The sequence below is a fragment of the Pseudidiomarina sp. CB1 genome (assembly GCF_024752025.1).
Classification (GTDB): Bacteria; Pseudomonadota; Gammaproteobacteria; order Enterobacterales; family Alteromonadaceae; genus Pseudidiomarina.
In genome coordinates, this window is the sequence record NZ_JANTPU010000001.1 from 546,474 (window position 1) to 563,306 (window position 16,833).

Genomic DNA, 16,833 nt, shown 5'->3' on the forward strand with positions numbered 1-16,833 from the left:
TTGCCGAGAAGGAGCACAAACGATCATGACGAAATGGAAAATTATCATCATTGTGCTCACGATAGGTGCATTCTTGACGGGTTGCTCAACTCAGTTTGGCTATCGCTTTGCCGATACCTATCTTGAATGGCAACTCGCCAACTATGTAGACATTTCCGGCGAACTGCAAACCGATGTAGAAACTGCCATCGATGAACTGCATATGTGGCATGCGCGCTCTGAATTACCGCGCTATCGCGATTTTCTCGACACCATACTCGACGACCTCGATCGTGGTCGCATTGATACTCAGCATTTATTCGATTACAGCGAAACAATATTTCAGCTTTGGCAACGTATGCGTAACCAAGTCACGCCTTACGCGCAAGAGTTTTTACCGCGCCTTAACGCCGCTCAGCGAAACCAACTCATTGAAAATTTGCGTGAACGTTTACAAAAAGAACGTGAGGAGGCGCAAGAGTTGACCCCTGGTGAGCGTTTTGAACGCAGTTATGCGCGTGCGTTAGATCGAGCGAATGATTGGTTAGGGAGCGTAAAACCGCTACAGCGCCGACTGTTGCGTCGTTGGTTGCATGAGCGCGACAATAGTGATGCGCTGTGGTTAGACTATCAAGAACAGTGGTTGAAGCGTTTTGAACAAGTTTTAGCGAAACCGCAGTCTAATAGTTTTACAGTTGCGTTGTATGAACTTTTTACTCAGCCGGAGCAACTGCGTTCTGACGAGTTGCGAATGCAAATCGCAGAAAATAGAGAGTTAGCAGTGGCAGTTGTCTTAGTCATCTACCAAAGCTTAAATAAACGGCAGGAAAAATATTTACAGGCACAGCTCCAAGATTACCGCGACACGTTAACCGACTTGATCAACGAGTACGCGGTAACCGTAGACGATTAGATTATTTGACTTCAATTATTTTGCAGGTATTGGTTGAACCAACGGTCTCCATGACGTCGCCATGCGTTAGCACCACAATATCGCCGGCCACAATGTGCCCGCGAGCTTTGACCTCGGCGATGGCATCCTGCACTAAATTTTCCGGCTTGCTTTGGGTCGAATCAAAAGCGATCGGATAAACACCACGATATAGTGCGCAACGGTTGCGACTTTCAGTGTGCCGAGACAGTGAGAAAATCGGCAATATAGTATGGATGCGCGACATTAACTTGGCCGTAGAACCCGACTCAGTTAAAGCGATAATGGCTTTGACACCAGCGAGGTGCGTCGCCGCATACATAGCGGTGATGGCGGTTGCTTCTTGAGTATTAGTAAAGGTTTCTTCAAGATCTTTGCGATCTAAGCGCGCTGACGGATGTTCTTCGGCACCAAGGCAAATTTCTGCCATCGCTTTTACTGTGGCGATCGGGTGCTTACCGGCGGCGGTTTCTGCTGACAACATCACCGCATCGGTGCCATCAAGTACTGCATTGGCAACATCCATCACCTCAGCACGCGTCGGCATCGAGTTTTCAATCATCGACTCCATCATTTGAGTTGCCGTGATCACCACTTTATTTAATTGTCGGGCACGTTCAATAATACGTTTTTGCTTACCGACGAGCTGTGCATCACCAATTTCAACACCTAAGTCGCCACGAGCGACCATTACTGCCTCAGAAGCTCGTATAATGTCATCTAATGCGGCGTCATTCGCTACGGCTTCGGCTCGCTCAATTTTCGCACACAGCATTCCAGTCCCATTAGCTTCGCGTAATAAACGACGCGCTTCGTTCATGTCAGCGCCCGAGCGAGGAAATGAAACAGCTAAATAATCAACGCCAATTTCCGCAGCTAGCTTAATGTCTTCTAAATCTTTTTCCGTTAGTGCCGAAGCAGACAATCCGCCACCTAGACGGTTAATACCTTTATTATTAGAAAGCTTACCGCCAACTAAAACAGTGGTAATGACTTTTGCACCTTCGACCTTGTCGACCTGTAACCGCAAACGGCCATCGTCCAGCAGCAAAATATCACCCGGTTCAACGTCTTGCGGCAGTTCTTTATAGTCAATTCCGACCGCTTGCCCAGTGCCAGCATCGCGAGGCAAGTCGCCATCAAGGACAAACGTATCACCTTCATCAAGGGTAACCGCGTCGTGCGTAAATTTTGCTATGCGAATTTTGGGGCCTTGTAGGTCACCAAGAATGGCGACATGATTGCCTAATTCGCGACAAATTTCGCGCACCGTTTGCGCGCGTTGCTTGTGATCCGCTGCACTGCCGTGAGAAAAATTAAGACGAACCACATTAGCACCAGCTTTGATGAGTGCCTCAAGGGTGGTGCGATCATCGGTCGCGGGCCCAAGTGTGGTAACAATTTTAGTACGGCGTAACATGTAATACTCCTTGCTGCGGACGGTCGGGTAGATAGTGCTAAAGTTCTTAGCTTAGCTTGTCGCGGGATTATAGCATGAGCGGCAAAGGGATACAGAGCTTCTGGCACTTACCGACGCTTTTAAGTACAATAGCGCGCACTTTTTTCTGTTTCGTTTCTTTTCACCGTAACGCAAGGGTAATCGCATGAGTGACCAACAGCAGGATTTGACCTTACAAAGCTGGCAGGAGCGCCAGGAATACGCCGAAATGATGCAACCGTTAATTGGACGTTTGTACCGTAACTACGGCGTTGAAATTTTGGTCTATGGCCGTTCTCTGTTAAATGTTGACACCATCAACATCATCAAAGCGCATCGCTTGATTCGTCGTCACGAAGGTATCAAGCTTCGTCTTCGCGAAAGCTTCCCATTCATTGAAGCGCTAAGCAAAATGCGTTTGGCGCCGGCACGAGTTGACCTCGGTAAGCTTGCCTTTAACTATCTGCATAAGGACGCTGGCAAAGGCGCCTCAGTCGAAGACTACTTGCACAGTGAACTCGCTGACATCGTCGATAAAGCCGATGAAATCCCAGCACAAGATGTTGTTCTGTATGGTTTCGGCCGTATCGGACGTTTGCTTGCTCGGCTATTAATCGAACGTAACGGCAGCAACAATAAGATGCGTTTACGCGCTATCGTGGTACGTGGCGGTCGCGACGGTGATCTTGAAAAACGTGCGAGCCTGTTACGCCGTGATTCAGTGCATGGTCCATTTAATGGCTCAATTACTGTTGATCACGAAAATTGTGCAATTCGCGCCAACGGCACCAGCATCAAGGTTATTTACTCTGATGGTCCAGACCAAGTCGACTACACTCAATACGGCATCGACAATGCCATTGTTATCGACAATACCGGGATTTGGAAAGATGAAGCAGGACTTGGCTTGCATTTGAAGTCAAAAGGCGTCAAGAAAGTACTGCTGACAGCGCCATCAAAAGGTGACATCAAGAACATCGTTTACGGTGTGAATCATGACATGATTCAACCTGAAGACTTAATCGTCAGTGCTGCGAGCTGCACCACTAACGCTATCACTCCAGTGCTTAAGGCGATTCATGATCATTACACAATCCGTAATGGCCACGTTGAAACCGTGCATTCGTATACCAATGACCAAAACCTCATTGATAATTACCATAAAGCAGAGCGTCGTGGTCGTTCAGCACCGTTAAATATGGTGCTTACCTCAACGGGTGCTGCGAAAGCGGTTGCGAAGGCGTTACCTGATCTCGCGGGTAAGTTGACTGGAAATGCGATCCGTGTGCCAACGCCTAACGTTTCGATGGCTATCATGAACTTGAACTTGGGCAAAGAGACCAGCAAAGATGATCTTAATGCATTCTTGCGTGATCAAGCCCTACATTCAGATCTCCAGGCACAAATCGATTTCACTGCATCAACCGAGATTGTATCGACCGACCTCGTCGGCTCACGCTACGCCGGCGTAGTGGACTCACAAGCTACCATCGTCGATGGTGACCGCGCAGTACTTTATGTTTGGTACGACAACGAATTTGGTTATAGCTGCCAGGTGATTCGTGTTGCCGAACAGATGGCAGGTCAACAGCTAATGAATCTGCCAAAATAAAATGATCCAAAAACAAAAGCGCCAATCGGCGCTTTTGTTTTGCCAATTTGAAAGTTAATCCAAAAGGGAAACACAATGTTCATTACAGCTCATTTTGATAGCGGCAACATTGACGTCATTAAAGCTGAAGAGGCAAGCAACATTGAATTGCAAATTCGCCGTGACAACCAATCGGACTTCTATCAGTGGTTTCACTTCAAGCTCTATGGCGAGGTCGGGGTAGACCACGTCATGCACATCACTAATGCCGGCCAATCGGCTTATCCAGACGGCTGGAAAGAGTACTCAGCATTAGCATCGTACGATCGTGAGACGTGGTTCCGGGTGCCCACCCGTTTCGATGGTAAAACTTTAACCATTGAGCACACGCTCGAGCAAGAAAGCATCTACTTCGCATACTTTGTGCCGTATTCGTATGAACGTCATCAAGATCTCATTCAGTGGGCGCAACAATCAAGCTTGGTTGAACATGTCTTTTTAGGTCCAACCTTGGATGGCCGAGACATGAACCTATTAGTTATTGGCGAGCCTGATGATACTAAACAAAAAATCTGGGTAACCGCTCGTCAACATCCGGGCGAGAGTATGGCTGAATGGTTTATCGAAGGCATGCTCGCTCGCTTGCTTGACGATGAAGACGGTGCTGTACGCAAACTCTTACAACACAACGTCTTCTACGTTGTTCCTAATATGAATCCTGACGGCAGCGTTCGCGGCCATTTGCGTACCAATGCGGTGGGTACCAACCTTAACCGTGAATGGGCCGAACCGAGCCTAGAAAAGAGCCCAGAAGTTTATTACGTGCTGGAAGCCATGCAAGAAAGCGGTGTCGATCTTTACCTTGATATCCATGGCGACGAAAATCTGCCGTATAATTTCTTAGCGGGCTGCGAAGGCGTACCATGTTATAACGAACGTCACGACAAGCTAGCGCAACTGTTTAAGCAGACATTGTTGGCGATCACGCCTGAATTCCAAACTGAATTCGGTTACGACGTCGATAAGCCCGGCGACGCAAACCTGACAGTAGCTAGTAATGCAGTGGCAGAGCGCTTCAATTGTTTGGCATTTACCTTAGAAATGCCGTTTAAAGATAATGCGAACCTACCAGATGAAGATTTTGGTTGGTCGGCGAACCGTAGTGCGCAATTAGGTGCTGACGTCCTTAGCGCTGTCTACGCTGTAGCAAATAACTTGCGCGATTAATGCGCGCAAGTTAGTTTTAAATAACCATAATCACAATAAATAACGATAACAATTCGCAAGGGGGACACCTTGGAAGCGATTAATAATTTTCTATTGCTGCTCGACAGCTACCTTGGCTCAGCAGCCTACTTTCCATATATTCTGCTTGGTGTAGGTATTTTCTTTACCTTATACCTTGGCTTCCCACAGATCCGTTTTTTCGGTCATGCGTGGAAGGTTGTTACTGGCAAATTCGATAAAAAAGGTGCGCAAGGTGACACCAGTCACTTCCAGGCACTTTCGACAGCGTTATCGGGTACCGTCGGAACCGGTAACATCGGTGGTGTTGCTTTAGCAATTTTCCTTGGTGGTCCAGCAGCCTTATTTTGGATGTGGGTGACTGCATTCCTTGGTATGACAACGAAGTTTGTAGAAGTAACACTATCGCATAAATATCGCGTCAAAACTGAAGACGGCACCATGGCAGGTGGCCCTATGTACTATATGGACCGCCGTCTGAACATGAAATGGTTGGCGGTCATTTTTGCTATTGCCACTATCATTAGTTCTTTCGGTACCGGTAATATGCCGCAAATCAATAACATCGCTCAAAGTATGGAAATGAGCTTTGGTTTTGACCCAATGCTCACTGGTGGTGTGTTAGCCATTTTGTTAGCGATGGTCATTATCGGTGGCATTAAGCGGATCGCGGCTGTGACTTCAAAAATTGTGCCGATCATGGGTGTGTTGTATGTGATTGGTGCGCTGAGCGTAATTTTTTATAATCTCGATCAAATTGGCCCATCGTTCGCTGCAATCTTTACTGATGCATTTACGGGTTCTGCCGCGACGGGCGGTTTCTTAGGTGCGACGTTTGCTTACGCCTTTAACCGTGGTGTTAACCGTGGTTTGTTTTCAAACGAGGCAGGTCAAGGTTCGGCGCCAATCGCTCATGCTTCTGCACGGGCAGATGAGCCCGTTTCTGAGGGACTCGTTTCAATTTTAGAACCCTTCATCGATACGATTATTGTCTGTACCCTGACGGGTCTTGTCATCTTGTCGTCTGGTGTTTGGAATCAGAAACACGAGAACACTTTCTCGCGTACCGATTTAGAGATTGTCGCTGGTAACTACAACGATACGCTTGATGCTGACCGCACTGCGTTGTATCACTATTTGAACGACACCGATGAAAACACTATAGAGAAGTTCACCGGCACTATCCAAGTGCAAGATGGTGAGGCCGTATCTAATGGTTATACCATGTTGCATGCGCGCTCAGTGGCCGAGAATGTTCGCTTTATCGTTGCTGGTGAAGACCCTTACACGGGCACCTTGCGAATCGACGATGGCCGTTTGATGAAAGAAGATATTGTCATCGTCGGTGAGAGCTTGGTGCATTCAGCAGCCTTAACATCGATTGCATTTAGTAATGGCTTCCTTGGAAGTGCAGGGGAGTACATTGTCCCAATTAGCTTGATGCTGTTTGCCTTTTCAACCGCAATTGCGTGGTCGTACTATGGTGACCGAGCAGTGGTTTACCTATTCGGGCAAAAAGGTGTCATGCCATATCGCATCATCTATGTTGCAGGCTTCTTCGTCGCTTCGTTTGCTGATACCACATTAGTTTGGACGTTGTCCTATGTGGCCATCGTGCTGATGACACTCCCCAACTTGCTGGGCATCTTCTTGTTACGCCGCGAAATGAAAGACACCGTAAAGGCGTACTGGCAAGATTTTGATGCTGAACAAGCGAAAAAGAAAGAGCAAGAGTAACGCAAGCATCAGCCTTGTTAACCCTTGTAAGGGAGCCCGCCATGTGCGGGCTCTTTTTTTTACCGGTAGCTAACGGCGAACGCTTGAATTTAGCGCTGAAACCCTTATATTGCTTAGTCTGATGTAAAAAAAGAGAGGATCTGATGGCACTCATTCGTTGCCCCTCCTGTAACAAACGCACTTCTGACAAAGCTAAACAGTGTTCACATTGTGACTATGTGCTTGCTGGACGTAGTAAAGAAGACCTTGATCGTGAAAAGGAACGCGCGCAACAACGTCGCAAAGAGAAGCTTCTGAGCCAGTCGATGTTGGCATTATTGGTCGCTATTGCGGCTTTTGCTTATATCTTTATAGAACAACCGCCTGAGGAATCTTGGTACGCAAAAATCAGCTACAGTTTACTGTTTTTAGGTCTGTTATGGTTTTTAGTTAATCGTGTCCGTCTGCTAATGAACAAGCGAGAACGTTGATGCAGTTTGAAGATCTGCTTGCCAGTATTACCCCAGAGACATTTGAACGTTTAGTTGCAGCCGTAGAAACCGGCCGTTGGCCAGACGGTGTCGCACTTACTGCGGCACAAAAAGAAAATACGATTCAGTTGGTCATGGCTTATCAAGCAAAGTTCTGCCCATCTGATGAACCTTTTCGTATTGGTGCCGACGGCTTATTAGTCACCCGTAGCAAACGTGAAATGAAAGCATCGATAGCATCAAACGAGCAAACAATTGCTTCCTTTCCTCTGCATAGTGATGAGTCCTAGATTATGGGTCGTACCGATTATTCATTGTTGCTTGCGCAAGCGCAGGCTATTACCGCCGGCGAAGAAGACTTGATCGCCAATTTAAGCAACTTGTCCGCACTCGTTTATGAAGCACTGGAAGATGTAAACTGGGTTGGGTTCTACCTAACTCGTGAACCGAATAAGCTTGTACTTGGTCCGTTTCAAGGCAAAGTTGCTTGTTTGCGTATAGACTTTGGTAAAGGTGTTTGTGGAGCTGCTGCGAGCACGCAAACAACTCAGCGGGTAGAAGATGTACACGAATTCCCGGGTCACATTGCATGTGACAGTGCATCGAATTCTGAAGTTGTCGTACCGCTAATCGTAGACGGAAAAGTGGTTGGTGTTTTCGACCTCGATAGCCCCAGTGTAGGGCGATTCAGTGAAGATGACGCTGCCGGGTTAAGCAAACTTGGACGTTTTATTGAAACACTCAATTGGTCGTCGCTCACCCATGTATAGTGAATTCGACATTTACGCTTATTTAGTCAGTCATAGTGACATGGCTTTTTTTGAAGATGATGCCGACGAAGCCGTCGATCAAATGAACGAGATGTTGCATTATATTCACGCTTATAGTGAAGAAAGTGATACCCTCGATAGTTTAGAAGAAGTAGTACGCCGCACCTTGTTTGATTGGATTGAGAACCCCGATCTTTTGGGACTCGACAGTGATGAAATGCAAGCGTACATAATGGAGCAATTAGCTGACGTACGTCAGCAGGAAAGCGATGATGATGAGTGAAGTAAAGAAGTTAACGAATAATAAAGAAGTTTTAGCTTACCTAGCGGCAAAATTTCCCGCCTGTTTCTCACTCGACGGCGACGCCAAGCCGCTTAAGATTGGTATTTTCGAGGAGCTCGCGCAACGTTTAGAAGATGACGAAAGTGTCAGCAAAACGCGTTTACGTACGGCGTTGCGTCATTACACCAATTCATGGCGTTATTTGCGTGCGATGAAGGCGGGCGGTCAACGTGTAGACTTAGACGGTAACGAAGTTGGTGCGGTTGAAGAAGAGCACCAAAGCCACGCCGCCGAGGCACTTGCAGAATCTCAAGCTGCAGCCGCAGAACGTAAGAAAAAAGCGCAAGCCGAACAACGCGCCGCAGCACCGAAACGCGACAAGACGTCGAAGCCAAAGTTAACCTCTAAACCAAAAAACGCTCCCAAACGTAAACCCAAACAGGCACCACAACCAAAATTACAGGCAGCGCAAGGTGACGATCTAAAAGTTGGGCAAAAGGTTCAAGTGAAGGCCGGTAAGCAGCCTGTTGCAGGTGAAATCATTGAACGCGATCGGAATGATGTAGTGGTGCAACTTCACAATGGTTTAACGGTCAAAGTTGCAACAGACGCCATCTTTGTCGCAAAGCAGGAGTAGTCCTATGGCTCAATTAGCGCTCAAGAAATTAGCTCTTTCGGTAACCCTTAGCTTAGGTTTAGCTGGTGCCGCTGTTGCAGTTCCACCTGCACACGATGTCGATGAACTGCCAGAACTTAAGCAAGAAGAACAACACAGTGTCGTCAGTCAACGCGTAACCACCTATTTTACGCGCTACCATTTCAAAAATATGGAACTCGACAACGAACTGTCTGAGCGCATTCTTGACCGCTACTTGGAAATGCTCGACTACAATAAGATGATTTTTCTGCGTGAGGATATTGAGCAAGCGGCCGAATATAAGCACTTGTTCGACGACATGATTCACGCCGGTAAACTGAGCCCAGCCTACGCGCTATTCGATAAGGCGCTCAAACGCAATTATGAACGTTATGAGTATGCCCTGAGCCTGCTTGATCCGGAAAAACCTTTTGATTTTAGCGTAGCCGGCGATCGTTACCACTATGATCGCGAAGACGCTGAGTGGGTTGCGTCAAAAGACGAGCTTAATGAGTTATGGCGGCAACGAGTAAAGTATGACGCTCTTAATTTAACCATGACGGGCAAAGAATGGCCTGATGTCGTAGACACGCTTGAAAAGCGCTACAACAACGCCTTAAAACGCTTAACGCAAACCAATAGTGAAGATGTTTTTCAAACTGTGATGAATGCATTTGCACGTAGTGTTGAAGCGCATACTAGCTATTTATCACCGGCAAATTCTGAGCGTTTCGAACAGAATATGAATCTCTCACTCGAGGGCATTGGCGCTGTTCTGCAATCCGATTACGATTATACCGTTATCAGAAGCTTAGTCCCTGGTGGACCAGCCGATAAAAATGGCAATATCGCTCCTGACGACCGTGTTGTTGGCGTCGCTCAAGGTGCTGATGAGGATGCCGAATTTACCGATATTATCGGTTGGCGTCTTGACGAAGTCGTCGAGCTCATCAAGGGCCCTAAAGGTTCAACGGTACAGTTGCAGGTTTTAAAGGCCGATCAATCAGCGAGCTCGACCCCAAAAGTGGTCAAGATCGTGCGTGACGAAGTTAAACTCGAAGATCGCGCAGCTAAAGTCGAAATCAAAACAATGGAGGAGGGTCCTTATAAAGGGCGCTCGCTCGGCGTTATTACCGTACCAAGCTTCTATCACAATGTGAGTGAAGACGTTAAACAACTCATTGCCGAGTCCGAAGAGGCCGGTGCTGAGGGTATCATTATGGACTTACGCACCAACGGTGGTGGTAGTCTCCAAGAAGCGATTCGTTTGACGGGATTATTTATTGATTCTGGTCCAGTTGTGCAAGTCGCTGATGGTAGTGGTCGTCGTGAAGTCAATGGCGATCGTGATGACACAACCTATTACAATGGTCCGTTGGTAGTGATGATCGATCGTTACAGCGCCTCGGCGTCAGAGATTTTCGCGGCAGCAATGCAAGATTACGAGCGTGCGTTGATTGTTGGTGAAAACACCTATGGTAAAGGAACCGTGCAACAGCACCGAGGGTTACAGCGACGCTTTGACTTCTTCGATGAACCATTAGGAAGCGTGCAGTACACCATCGCCAAATTCTACCGCATTAACGGCGGCAGTACGCAGCTTAAAGGCGTGGCCCCAGACATCACTTTCCCGACCGTGACAGATGTTGACGAGTTCGGTGAGAGTAGTCTTGAAAACGCCCTCCCGTGGGACAAACTCGAGACTGCGGACTATCAGGCGGTAAACTTGCTCGCTGAAGAGAAACTGCAGGAGCTACGTCAACTGAGCCAGCAGAATATTGCTGCTAATCCAGAGTTTAATTACGTCATGGAAGATGCAGCTGAATACCGGCGTGAGAAAGAGAAGACCTGGGTCAGCTTAGTTTTGGCAGAGCGCGAAGCTGAGCAAGAGGCCGATGAAGAAAAGCGCCTCGCACGAATGAATGAGCGTCTTCAACGCGCTGGCTTCGAACCGGTTGAAAAACTTGAAGATGTACCTGAGGCCTATGAACAGCCAGACCCGTACTTAAATGAAACTTTGGTACTAAGTTTCGAACTCATTGATACGATGAAGATAGCCATGCAATAAAATGCATTGCTTAGCCCAAAAAGCCGCCCGAGGCGGCTTTTTTGTGGCATCCTATAAAGAAGTAAAAGCCCAAGCAATAATAATAATAACACTACGGAACACTTGGTTATGACAGTTCAAAAAGCAATTGCCAGCCGTTGGTCAAGCCGGATGGCCTTCATTCTTGCCTCCACAGCTGCCGCAGTCGGTCTCGGAAATATTTGGAAATTCCCTTATATAACCGGCGAAAACGGTGGCGGAGCCTTCGTTTTAGTTTACCTACTGTGCATTGCCGCAATTGGCATTCCAATCATGATGGCTGAGATTATCATCGGCCGCCGTGGCAGACACAGTCCGGGGATTGCCGCACGAAAAGTTGCACTTGAATCTGGCCGTAGCTCGACTTGGCAGCTGACCGGTTGGGTCGGCATGGCGACCGGCTTTTTAGTCTTGAGCTTTTATGCAGTTATCGCAGGGTGGGCTGCAGCCTATGTTTACGAGGCCGCAAGTGGGCATTTCGTTGGGCAAGACGTTGCCACTATCAAGTCCATGTTTGGCTCGTTAGTAAGTTCACCTGCAAGACTAACGTTTTGGCACGCTGTGATTTTGATCGGAGTAACCTTAGTCGTCGGTAAGGGCTTAAAGGATGGGCTCGAACGCACGGTTCGTTGGATGTTACCCATTATGGTCGCGTTATTGGTCGCTATCGCAATTTATGCGGCAATGATCGGAGATTTTGGTGCTGCGCTCAGTTTTATGTTCGCCCCAAACTTTGCTGACCTCACTCTCAATGGCGTGTTACTCGCATTGGGACACGCCTTTTTCTCTTTAGGCTTAGCCTCGGGTGTTGTCATTATGTACGGTGCTTATTTACCGCGTGAAACATCTGTCGTGCAAACGACGCTATGGGTTGCCATGGCGGATACAGTGGTCGCACTATTAGCTGGTTTCGCAATATTTCCAATTGTATTTGGCAGCCAACTGACACCCGAAGCAGGTCCAGGACTCATTTTCCAAACACTTCCAATTGCCTTTAGCGGTATGCCGGGCGGTGTTTTTGTAGGTACCTTGTTCTTCGTTATGCTCGTCATAGCTGCGTTTACTTCCGCAATCGCGATGATCGAATCTGCCGTGGCATTTTTACAAGAAAAGTTCGATTGGGGCAGGTGGCGTGCTACCATCACCGCCGTCTTGACCCTTTGGTTACTGGGGCAACTCACGATTTACTCTTTTGCTGGAGCCGCGTGGACCCAACTCGATTGGAGAGTCCCCGGCAAAACCTTAGCTAGCTGGTTTGATGTGATTGATTATGCAACAGGTTCGATACTGTTGCCGTTGGGCGGATTATTGCTCGCGATTTTTAGTGGCTGGGTCATGACGCGGTCAGCCAGCCAAGATGAGCTCGACACACATCCGATGATCTTTCGCCTATGGCTTTGGATGGTGCGTTGGTTCGCGCCGGTTGTTATCGTGATCATCTTCTTACAGCTCATCGGTGTATTTTAAGCCACGCGACGACTGATTTTCTGCTGAACTAATTTGAGAAACTAATTATGCGAAACCAATCTTATTCAGCCTTTAAAGAGCCAAGTCTTCTTCAGGCTGCGTTGCCCTTAGTAGTGCTTATTATTGCACTCGCCAGTTCTGTCTATTTATTTGGCGAAGACTCGTCTTACGGACCGAATCAAATAGCATTATGGGTCGCTGGTGGCGTTGCCGTTATTATCGGCTTTGTTAATAACTACCGCTGGGAAGACCTCGAAGAGGGCATAAAAGAGGGTATTTCGGTAGCCCTAGGTGCTTTGCTGATCATTTTAGCAGTAGGCTCATTAATCGGTACGTGGCTACTCTCAGGTACCGTACCTACGATGATTTACTATGGCTTAGAGTTACTTAATCCGAGTTGGTTTTACGCTGCTAGTGCTTTGATCTGTGGCATTATCGCCTTGGCGATTGGCAGTTCATGGACCACCGCAGCGACCATTGGTGTCGCCTTAATGGGCGTCGCTGCTGGTATGGGTTTGTCACCCGCCATTACCGCTGGTGCAGTGGTGTCCGGTGCTTACTTTGGTGACAAAATGTCACCGCTTTCAGATACCACTAACTTAGCACCCGCAGTCGCAGGAACTGAGCTCTTCGCGCATATTCGCTATATGTTCTACACTGCAGGACCTGCCTACCTTATCGCACTCGTGCTATTCGCTATTCTTGGTTTGAATACAGATATCAATGCCAGTGTCGTGCAATTAGAGCGGATGCAACTTGAGATCTCCAACGCCTATAACATTGGCTGGGAAATGTTAGTTCCTCTCGTGGTCTTACTCGCTCTAGCAGCGACGCGTAAACCAGCGTTGCCAACGGTATTCTTTGGTGCTTTGCTTGGCGGTCTGTGGGCCGTTCTTTTCCAAGGTGATGTCATTTCACGTTTGGCCGGCGATGACTCCGCAGTCGCGTCGCTGAAAATGGTATGGTTGGCACTAACAGATGGCATCACTGTTGAAACCGGAAATAGTGAACTCGATTCACTATTAAGTGGTGGTGGAATGTCCAGCATGCTCAATACCGTATGGCTCATTTTAAGTGCGATGGCATTTGGTGCTGTGGTTGAGAAGATTGGCTTACTGCAACGCCTCATTTCCGGGGTACTTGGCTTCGCTAAGTCTACCGGCAATTTGATAGCTGCGACTTTGTTTACCTGTTTCGGCGCCAACTTGTTAACGGCTGATCAGTACATGGCCATTGTTATTCCGGGAAGAATGTTCCGCGAGGAGTACGAGCGTCGCGACCTCGATGCTCGAGTCCTATCTCGTACTCTCGAAGACAGCGGTACGCTGACATCGGCGCTGATCCCGTGGAATACCTGTGGGGCATTTATGATGGGAACGTTAGCTATAAGCCCACTTGAGTATGCGCCTTTTGCCTTCTTTAATTGGCTCACACCGCTTGTTGCCATGTTCTACGGCTATACCGGCATCCGTATTCTCCGCCGTGACAATCAGCACGCCGCAGCAGCGCCTGCGCACACGAACTAAAGTAAGACAGAAGTAGGGGCTTTATGGCCGATATGACAACCCAAAAAACTGCAAAACTCCGGAGTGATTATCGCACTCCGGCATTCACTATTGACACCGTAGATCTTGATTTTCACCTGCATGACAGCGCCACTCGTGTCGTCGCAGTAATGCGCGTACGACGATTACGCGCAGGCCCGCTTGAGCTCGATGGCGAACAACTGCAGTTACGTCGACTAGCGATCGACGAACGCGAGCTTGCAACCGCCGATTATGAGCTAACAGCGACACAGTTGCGCATTGCTGACGCTCCAGATAACTTTGAACTCACCATAGAAACCGAAATCAACCCAAGTGCTAATAGTGCCTTAGAAGGACTGTACAAATCTGGTGGCGCTTTTTGCACCCAATGTGAAGCTGAAGGCTTTCGTCGCATTACTTACTACCTTGATCGCCCCGACGTATTAGCTATTTTTACCACGACCGTGCGTGCCGAAGCAGGAAAGTATCCGTACTTATTAAGCAATGGGAACCTGCAGCATGAAGGGAAACTCGACAATGGCGAACATTTTGCCACTTGGCATGACCCGCATCCTAAACCAGCGTATTTGTTCGCTCTGGTAGCTGGAGACTTTGATCGCTTACACGATCATTACACCACTATGGAAGGCCGCGAAGTATTACTAGAGCTTTTCGTTGATAAAGGTAATTTGGCGCGCGCCGGCTACGCCATGCAATCCTTAAAGAAAGCGATGCAATGGGACGAAGAGCGCTTTGGTCTCGCTTATGACCTCGATCGCTACATGATCGTCGCAGTTGATTTTTTCAACATGGGCGCCATGGAAAATAAAGGACTCAACATATTTAACTCCAAATATGTTCTGGCAGACACAGCAACGGCCACTGACTGGGACTTTATTCACGTCGAGTCAGTTATCGGTCACGAGTATTTTCACAATTGGACCGGTAATCGCATCACCTGCCGTGACTGGTTTCAGCTAAGCCTAAAAGAGGGGCTTACAGTGTTCCGTGACCAAGAGTTTAGTTCCGATCTTGGTTCCCGTGCCGTGCATCGAATCGATGCCATTCGCGTGATACGAAGCCATCAATTTAATGAAGACGCCAGCCCGATGGCGCATCCCATTCGGCCGGATAAAGTTGTCGAGATGAATAACTTTTACACCGTTACGGTATACAACAAAGGTGCTGAAGTTATTCGTATGCTGCACACTATACTCGGCGAACAAGGTTTTCAAGCGGGCATGCGGTGCTATCGCGAGCGTCACGATGGCCAAGCCGTTACTTGCGAAGATTTTGTTGCTGCGATTGAAACTGCGAATGACACCGACCTCGCGCAATTTCGCCGTTGGTACAGTCAAGCGGGTACACCGACACTCACGATTGCAGAAGACTACGACGCTGCGCAAAAAAGCCTAACCATAACGGTGCAACAACACACGCCCAGCACGCCAGGGCAGAACGACAAACAGCCGGTTGTTATCCCGTTGCTATTTAGTCTCTACAACGCCGATGGGAAACGTCTATCAGTTGCACATGACAAGGTACAGCGACATGAGTCGGGGAGTGAACTCTGGGTAATTCACCAAGCATCTGAAACGCTCACATTGACTGACGTCAATGAACGACCTGTGATTGCCTGGTTAGAAAACTTTAGCGCGCCTGTGAAAATCGAGAGAAATGTCGATTTGAGCGTTTACACCACGTTACTCGCCCACGCGGAACAAGAAGTGACCCGTTGGGAAGCGGCGCAACAAATGTATTTGCACGTGTTATTAGCTGGCGTTCGTCAACAAGGGCAGATAGACCTTCCGCAGGCGTTAATCGAAGCATTACGGCACGCACTGCACGCTGCTTTAGATAACGCATTAAAAGCCCTTATTTTCACCCCTCCAAGTGCGGAAGAGCTGGTTGAATACTTTCAAGAAGATGCTCCTCTTGAAGCTATTGGCAAGGCGGTACAGCAACTTCGTGATGCCCTTGCAGAACATCTGGCAGATGATTTTGCTGAGGTTTATCATGACCTTACCGCTGATGAGAAGGATCTTAGTGCGCAAGCGATGGCAGTGCGAGCCATGCAGAATCGCAGTCTTTACTATTTAGCGGTTGCCAAGCCGCAAGATTATGCTCCTAAAGTATTGCAGCAAGCCACGCAAGGGCAGAGTATGACCTTGCAACAAGCAGCCTTAGAGTTTGCAGTTCATTTGGACTTACCGAATCATCAGCAAGCACTTGGGCAATTTGAACAACAGTGGCAAGCAACCCCGTTGGTGATGGATAAGTGGTTTGCCGCGCAAGCAAGTGCCCCGCACCCGGAAACCGTTGAACGTGTCGCTATGCTACTCGAGCACGACAAGTTTAGCTTACGCAACCCGAATCGGGTATACGCATTAGTGGCAACCTTTTGCCGTAATAGTCTTTGTTTTCACCGAGCCGACGGGCAAGGCTACCAACTAGTGTTGCGCATAATTAAGCAATTGAACACGCTCAATCCGCAGGTAGCAGCTCGACTCATTACGCCGTTTTTACAATGGCGACGTTATGATGAAAAGCGCCAAGAGATGCTTAAAAACTGCTTGTTAGAGCTACAGCAAATGGATAATTTAGCAAGTGACCTTGCTGAAAAAGTGAACAACGCTTTAGCCTAACAAGGTCACAAGTTCCAATAATCATGCA

14 protein-coding genes are annotated in these 16,833 nt (G+C 48.0%); 13 read left to right on the forward strand and 1 reads right to left on the reverse strand.

Annotated elements, in window-relative coordinates; genetic code table 11:
* Positions 1-25: 25 nt before the first annotated feature.
* The gene (locus NV375_RS02605; protein WP_258806843.1) at positions 26-892 is read left to right on the forward strand and encodes a DUF6279 family lipoprotein; all 867 of its coding nucleotides are present in this window, start codon (positions 26-28) and stop codon (positions 890-892) included.
* A 1-nt stretch (position 893) separates the two neighbouring features.
* Here the strand turns inward: NV375_RS02605 and pyk are convergent, their stop codons facing one another.
* On the reverse strand, positions 894-2,330 hold the full coding sequence (gene pyk, locus NV375_RS02610; RefSeq protein ID WP_258806844.1) for a pyruvate kinase: 1,437 nt from the start codon (positions 2,328-2,330) through the stop codon (positions 894-896).
* A 184-nt stretch (positions 2,331-2,514) separates the two neighbouring features.
* On the opposite strand from pyk, the gene NV375_RS02615 reads away from it, so the two are divergent.
* From NV375_RS02615 to pepN, 12 genes are all read left to right on the forward strand, one after another.
* Positions 2,515-3,960 (forward strand): glyceraldehyde-3-phosphate dehydrogenase, encoded by a 1,446-nt coding sequence (locus NV375_RS02615; RefSeq protein WP_126770303.1) that lies wholly within the window; start codon positions 2,515-2,517, stop codon positions 3,958-3,960.
* Between the two features lie 75 nt (positions 3,961-4,035).
* Positions 4,036-5,166, forward strand: coding sequence for a M14-type cytosolic carboxypeptidase (locus NV375_RS02620; RefSeq protein ID WP_258806845.1), 1,131 nt, complete (start codon positions 4,036-4,038; stop codon positions 5,164-5,166).
* Between the two features lie 69 nt (positions 5,167-5,235).
* Entirely contained in the window at positions 5,236-6,921 is a 1,686-nt protein-coding gene (locus NV375_RS02625; RefSeq protein WP_258806846.1) for a sodium:alanine symporter family protein, read from the forward strand.
* 143 nt (positions 6,922-7,064) lie between these two features.
* Positions 7,065-7,391: a hypothetical protein gene (locus NV375_RS02630; protein ID WP_126770309.1), complete on the forward strand. Its 327-nt coding sequence runs from the start codon at positions 7,065-7,067 to the stop codon at positions 7,389-7,391.
* Positions 7,391-7,681 (forward strand): YeaC family protein, encoded by a 291-nt coding sequence (locus NV375_RS02635; RefSeq protein WP_258806847.1) that lies wholly within the window; start codon positions 7,391-7,393, stop codon positions 7,679-7,681. The genes NV375_RS02630 and NV375_RS02635 overlap by 1 nt, the downstream gene beginning before the upstream one ends.
* Before the next feature lie 3 nt (positions 7,682-7,684).
* Complete coding sequence (locus NV375_RS02640; RefSeq protein ID WP_258806848.1) at positions 7,685-8,161, forward strand: GAF domain-containing protein; 477 nt, start codon at positions 7,685-7,687, stop codon at positions 8,159-8,161.
* Positions 8,154-8,444: a hypothetical protein gene (locus NV375_RS02645; RefSeq protein WP_258806849.1), complete on the forward strand. Its 291-nt coding sequence runs from the start codon at positions 8,154-8,156 to the stop codon at positions 8,442-8,444. Before NV375_RS02640 ends, NV375_RS02645 begins: the two co-directional genes overlap by 8 nt.
* Entirely contained in the window at positions 8,437-9,081 is a 645-nt protein-coding gene (gene proQ / locus NV375_RS02650; RefSeq protein ID WP_258807939.1) for an RNA chaperone ProQ, read from the forward strand. The genes NV375_RS02645 and proQ overlap by 8 nt, the downstream gene beginning before the upstream one ends.
* A gap of 4 nt (positions 9,082-9,085) precedes the next feature.
* Positions 9,086-11,149, forward strand: a complete 2,064-nt coding sequence (prc, locus tag NV375_RS02655; protein ID WP_258806850.1) for a carboxy terminal-processing peptidase — start codon at positions 9,086-9,088, stop codon at positions 11,147-11,149.
* Between the two features lie 108 nt (positions 11,150-11,257).
* Positions 11,258-12,634, forward strand: a complete 1,377-nt coding sequence (locus NV375_RS02660; protein ID WP_258806851.1) for a sodium-dependent transporter — start codon at positions 11,258-11,260, stop codon at positions 12,632-12,634.
* Positions 12,635-12,681: 47 nt separating this feature from the next.
* Positions 12,682-14,160: a Na+/H+ antiporter NhaC gene (nhaC, locus tag NV375_RS02665; protein WP_258806852.1), complete on the forward strand. Its 1,479-nt coding sequence runs from the start codon at positions 12,682-12,684 to the stop codon at positions 14,158-14,160.
* 32 nt (positions 14,161-14,192) lie between these two features.
* A complete protein-coding gene (pepN, locus tag NV375_RS02670) occupies positions 14,193-16,805 on the forward strand; it encodes an aminopeptidase N (protein WP_258807940.1) in 2,613 nt (870 codons plus the stop codon).
* Positions 16,806-16,833 lie beyond the last annotated feature (28 nt).

Excerpts from the sequence above, each read along its gene's own strand:
- proQ (WP_258807939.1), top strand. The coding sequence starts at position 8,437 with ATGAGTGAAGTAAAGAAGTTAACGAATAATAAAGAAGTTTTAGCTTAC.
- pyk (WP_258806844.1), bottom strand. The coding sequence starts at position 2,330 with ATGTTACGCCGTACTAAAATTGTTACCACACTTGGGCCCGCGACCGAT.
- NV375_RS02620 (WP_258806845.1), top strand. The coding sequence starts at position 4,036 with ATGTTCATTACAGCTCATTTTGATAGCGGCAACATTGACGTCATTAAA.
- nhaC (WP_258806852.1), top strand. The coding sequence starts at position 12,682 with ATGCGAAACCAATCTTATTCAGCCTTTAAAGAGCCAAGTCTTCTTCAG.
- NV375_RS02640 (WP_258806848.1), top strand. The coding sequence starts at position 7,685 with ATGGGTCGTACCGATTATTCATTGTTGCTTGCGCAAGCGCAGGCTATT.
- NV375_RS02630 (WP_126770309.1), top strand. The coding sequence starts at position 7,065 with ATGGCACTCATTCGTTGCCCCTCCTGTAACAAACGCACTTCTGACAAA.
- prc (WP_258806850.1), top strand. The coding sequence starts at position 9,086 with ATGGCTCAATTAGCGCTCAAGAAATTAGCTCTTTCGGTAACCCTTAGC.
- NV375_RS02660 (WP_258806851.1), top strand. The coding sequence starts at position 11,258 with ATGACAGTTCAAAAAGCAATTGCCAGCCGTTGGTCAAGCCGGATGGCC.
- pepN (WP_258807940.1), top strand. The coding sequence starts at position 14,193 with ATGACAACCCAAAAAACTGCAAAACTCCGGAGTGATTATCGCACTCCG.
- NV375_RS02605 (WP_258806843.1), top strand. The coding sequence starts at position 26 with ATGACGAAATGGAAAATTATCATCATTGTGCTCACGATAGGTGCATTC.
- NV375_RS02615 (WP_126770303.1), top strand. The coding sequence starts at position 2,515 with ATGAGTGACCAACAGCAGGATTTGACCTTACAAAGCTGGCAGGAGCGC.
- NV375_RS02635 (WP_258806847.1), top strand. The coding sequence starts at position 7,391 with ATGCAGTTTGAAGATCTGCTTGCCAGTATTACCCCAGAGACATTTGAA.
- NV375_RS02645 (WP_258806849.1), top strand. The coding sequence starts at position 8,154 with ATGTATAGTGAATTCGACATTTACGCTTATTTAGTCAGTCATAGTGAC.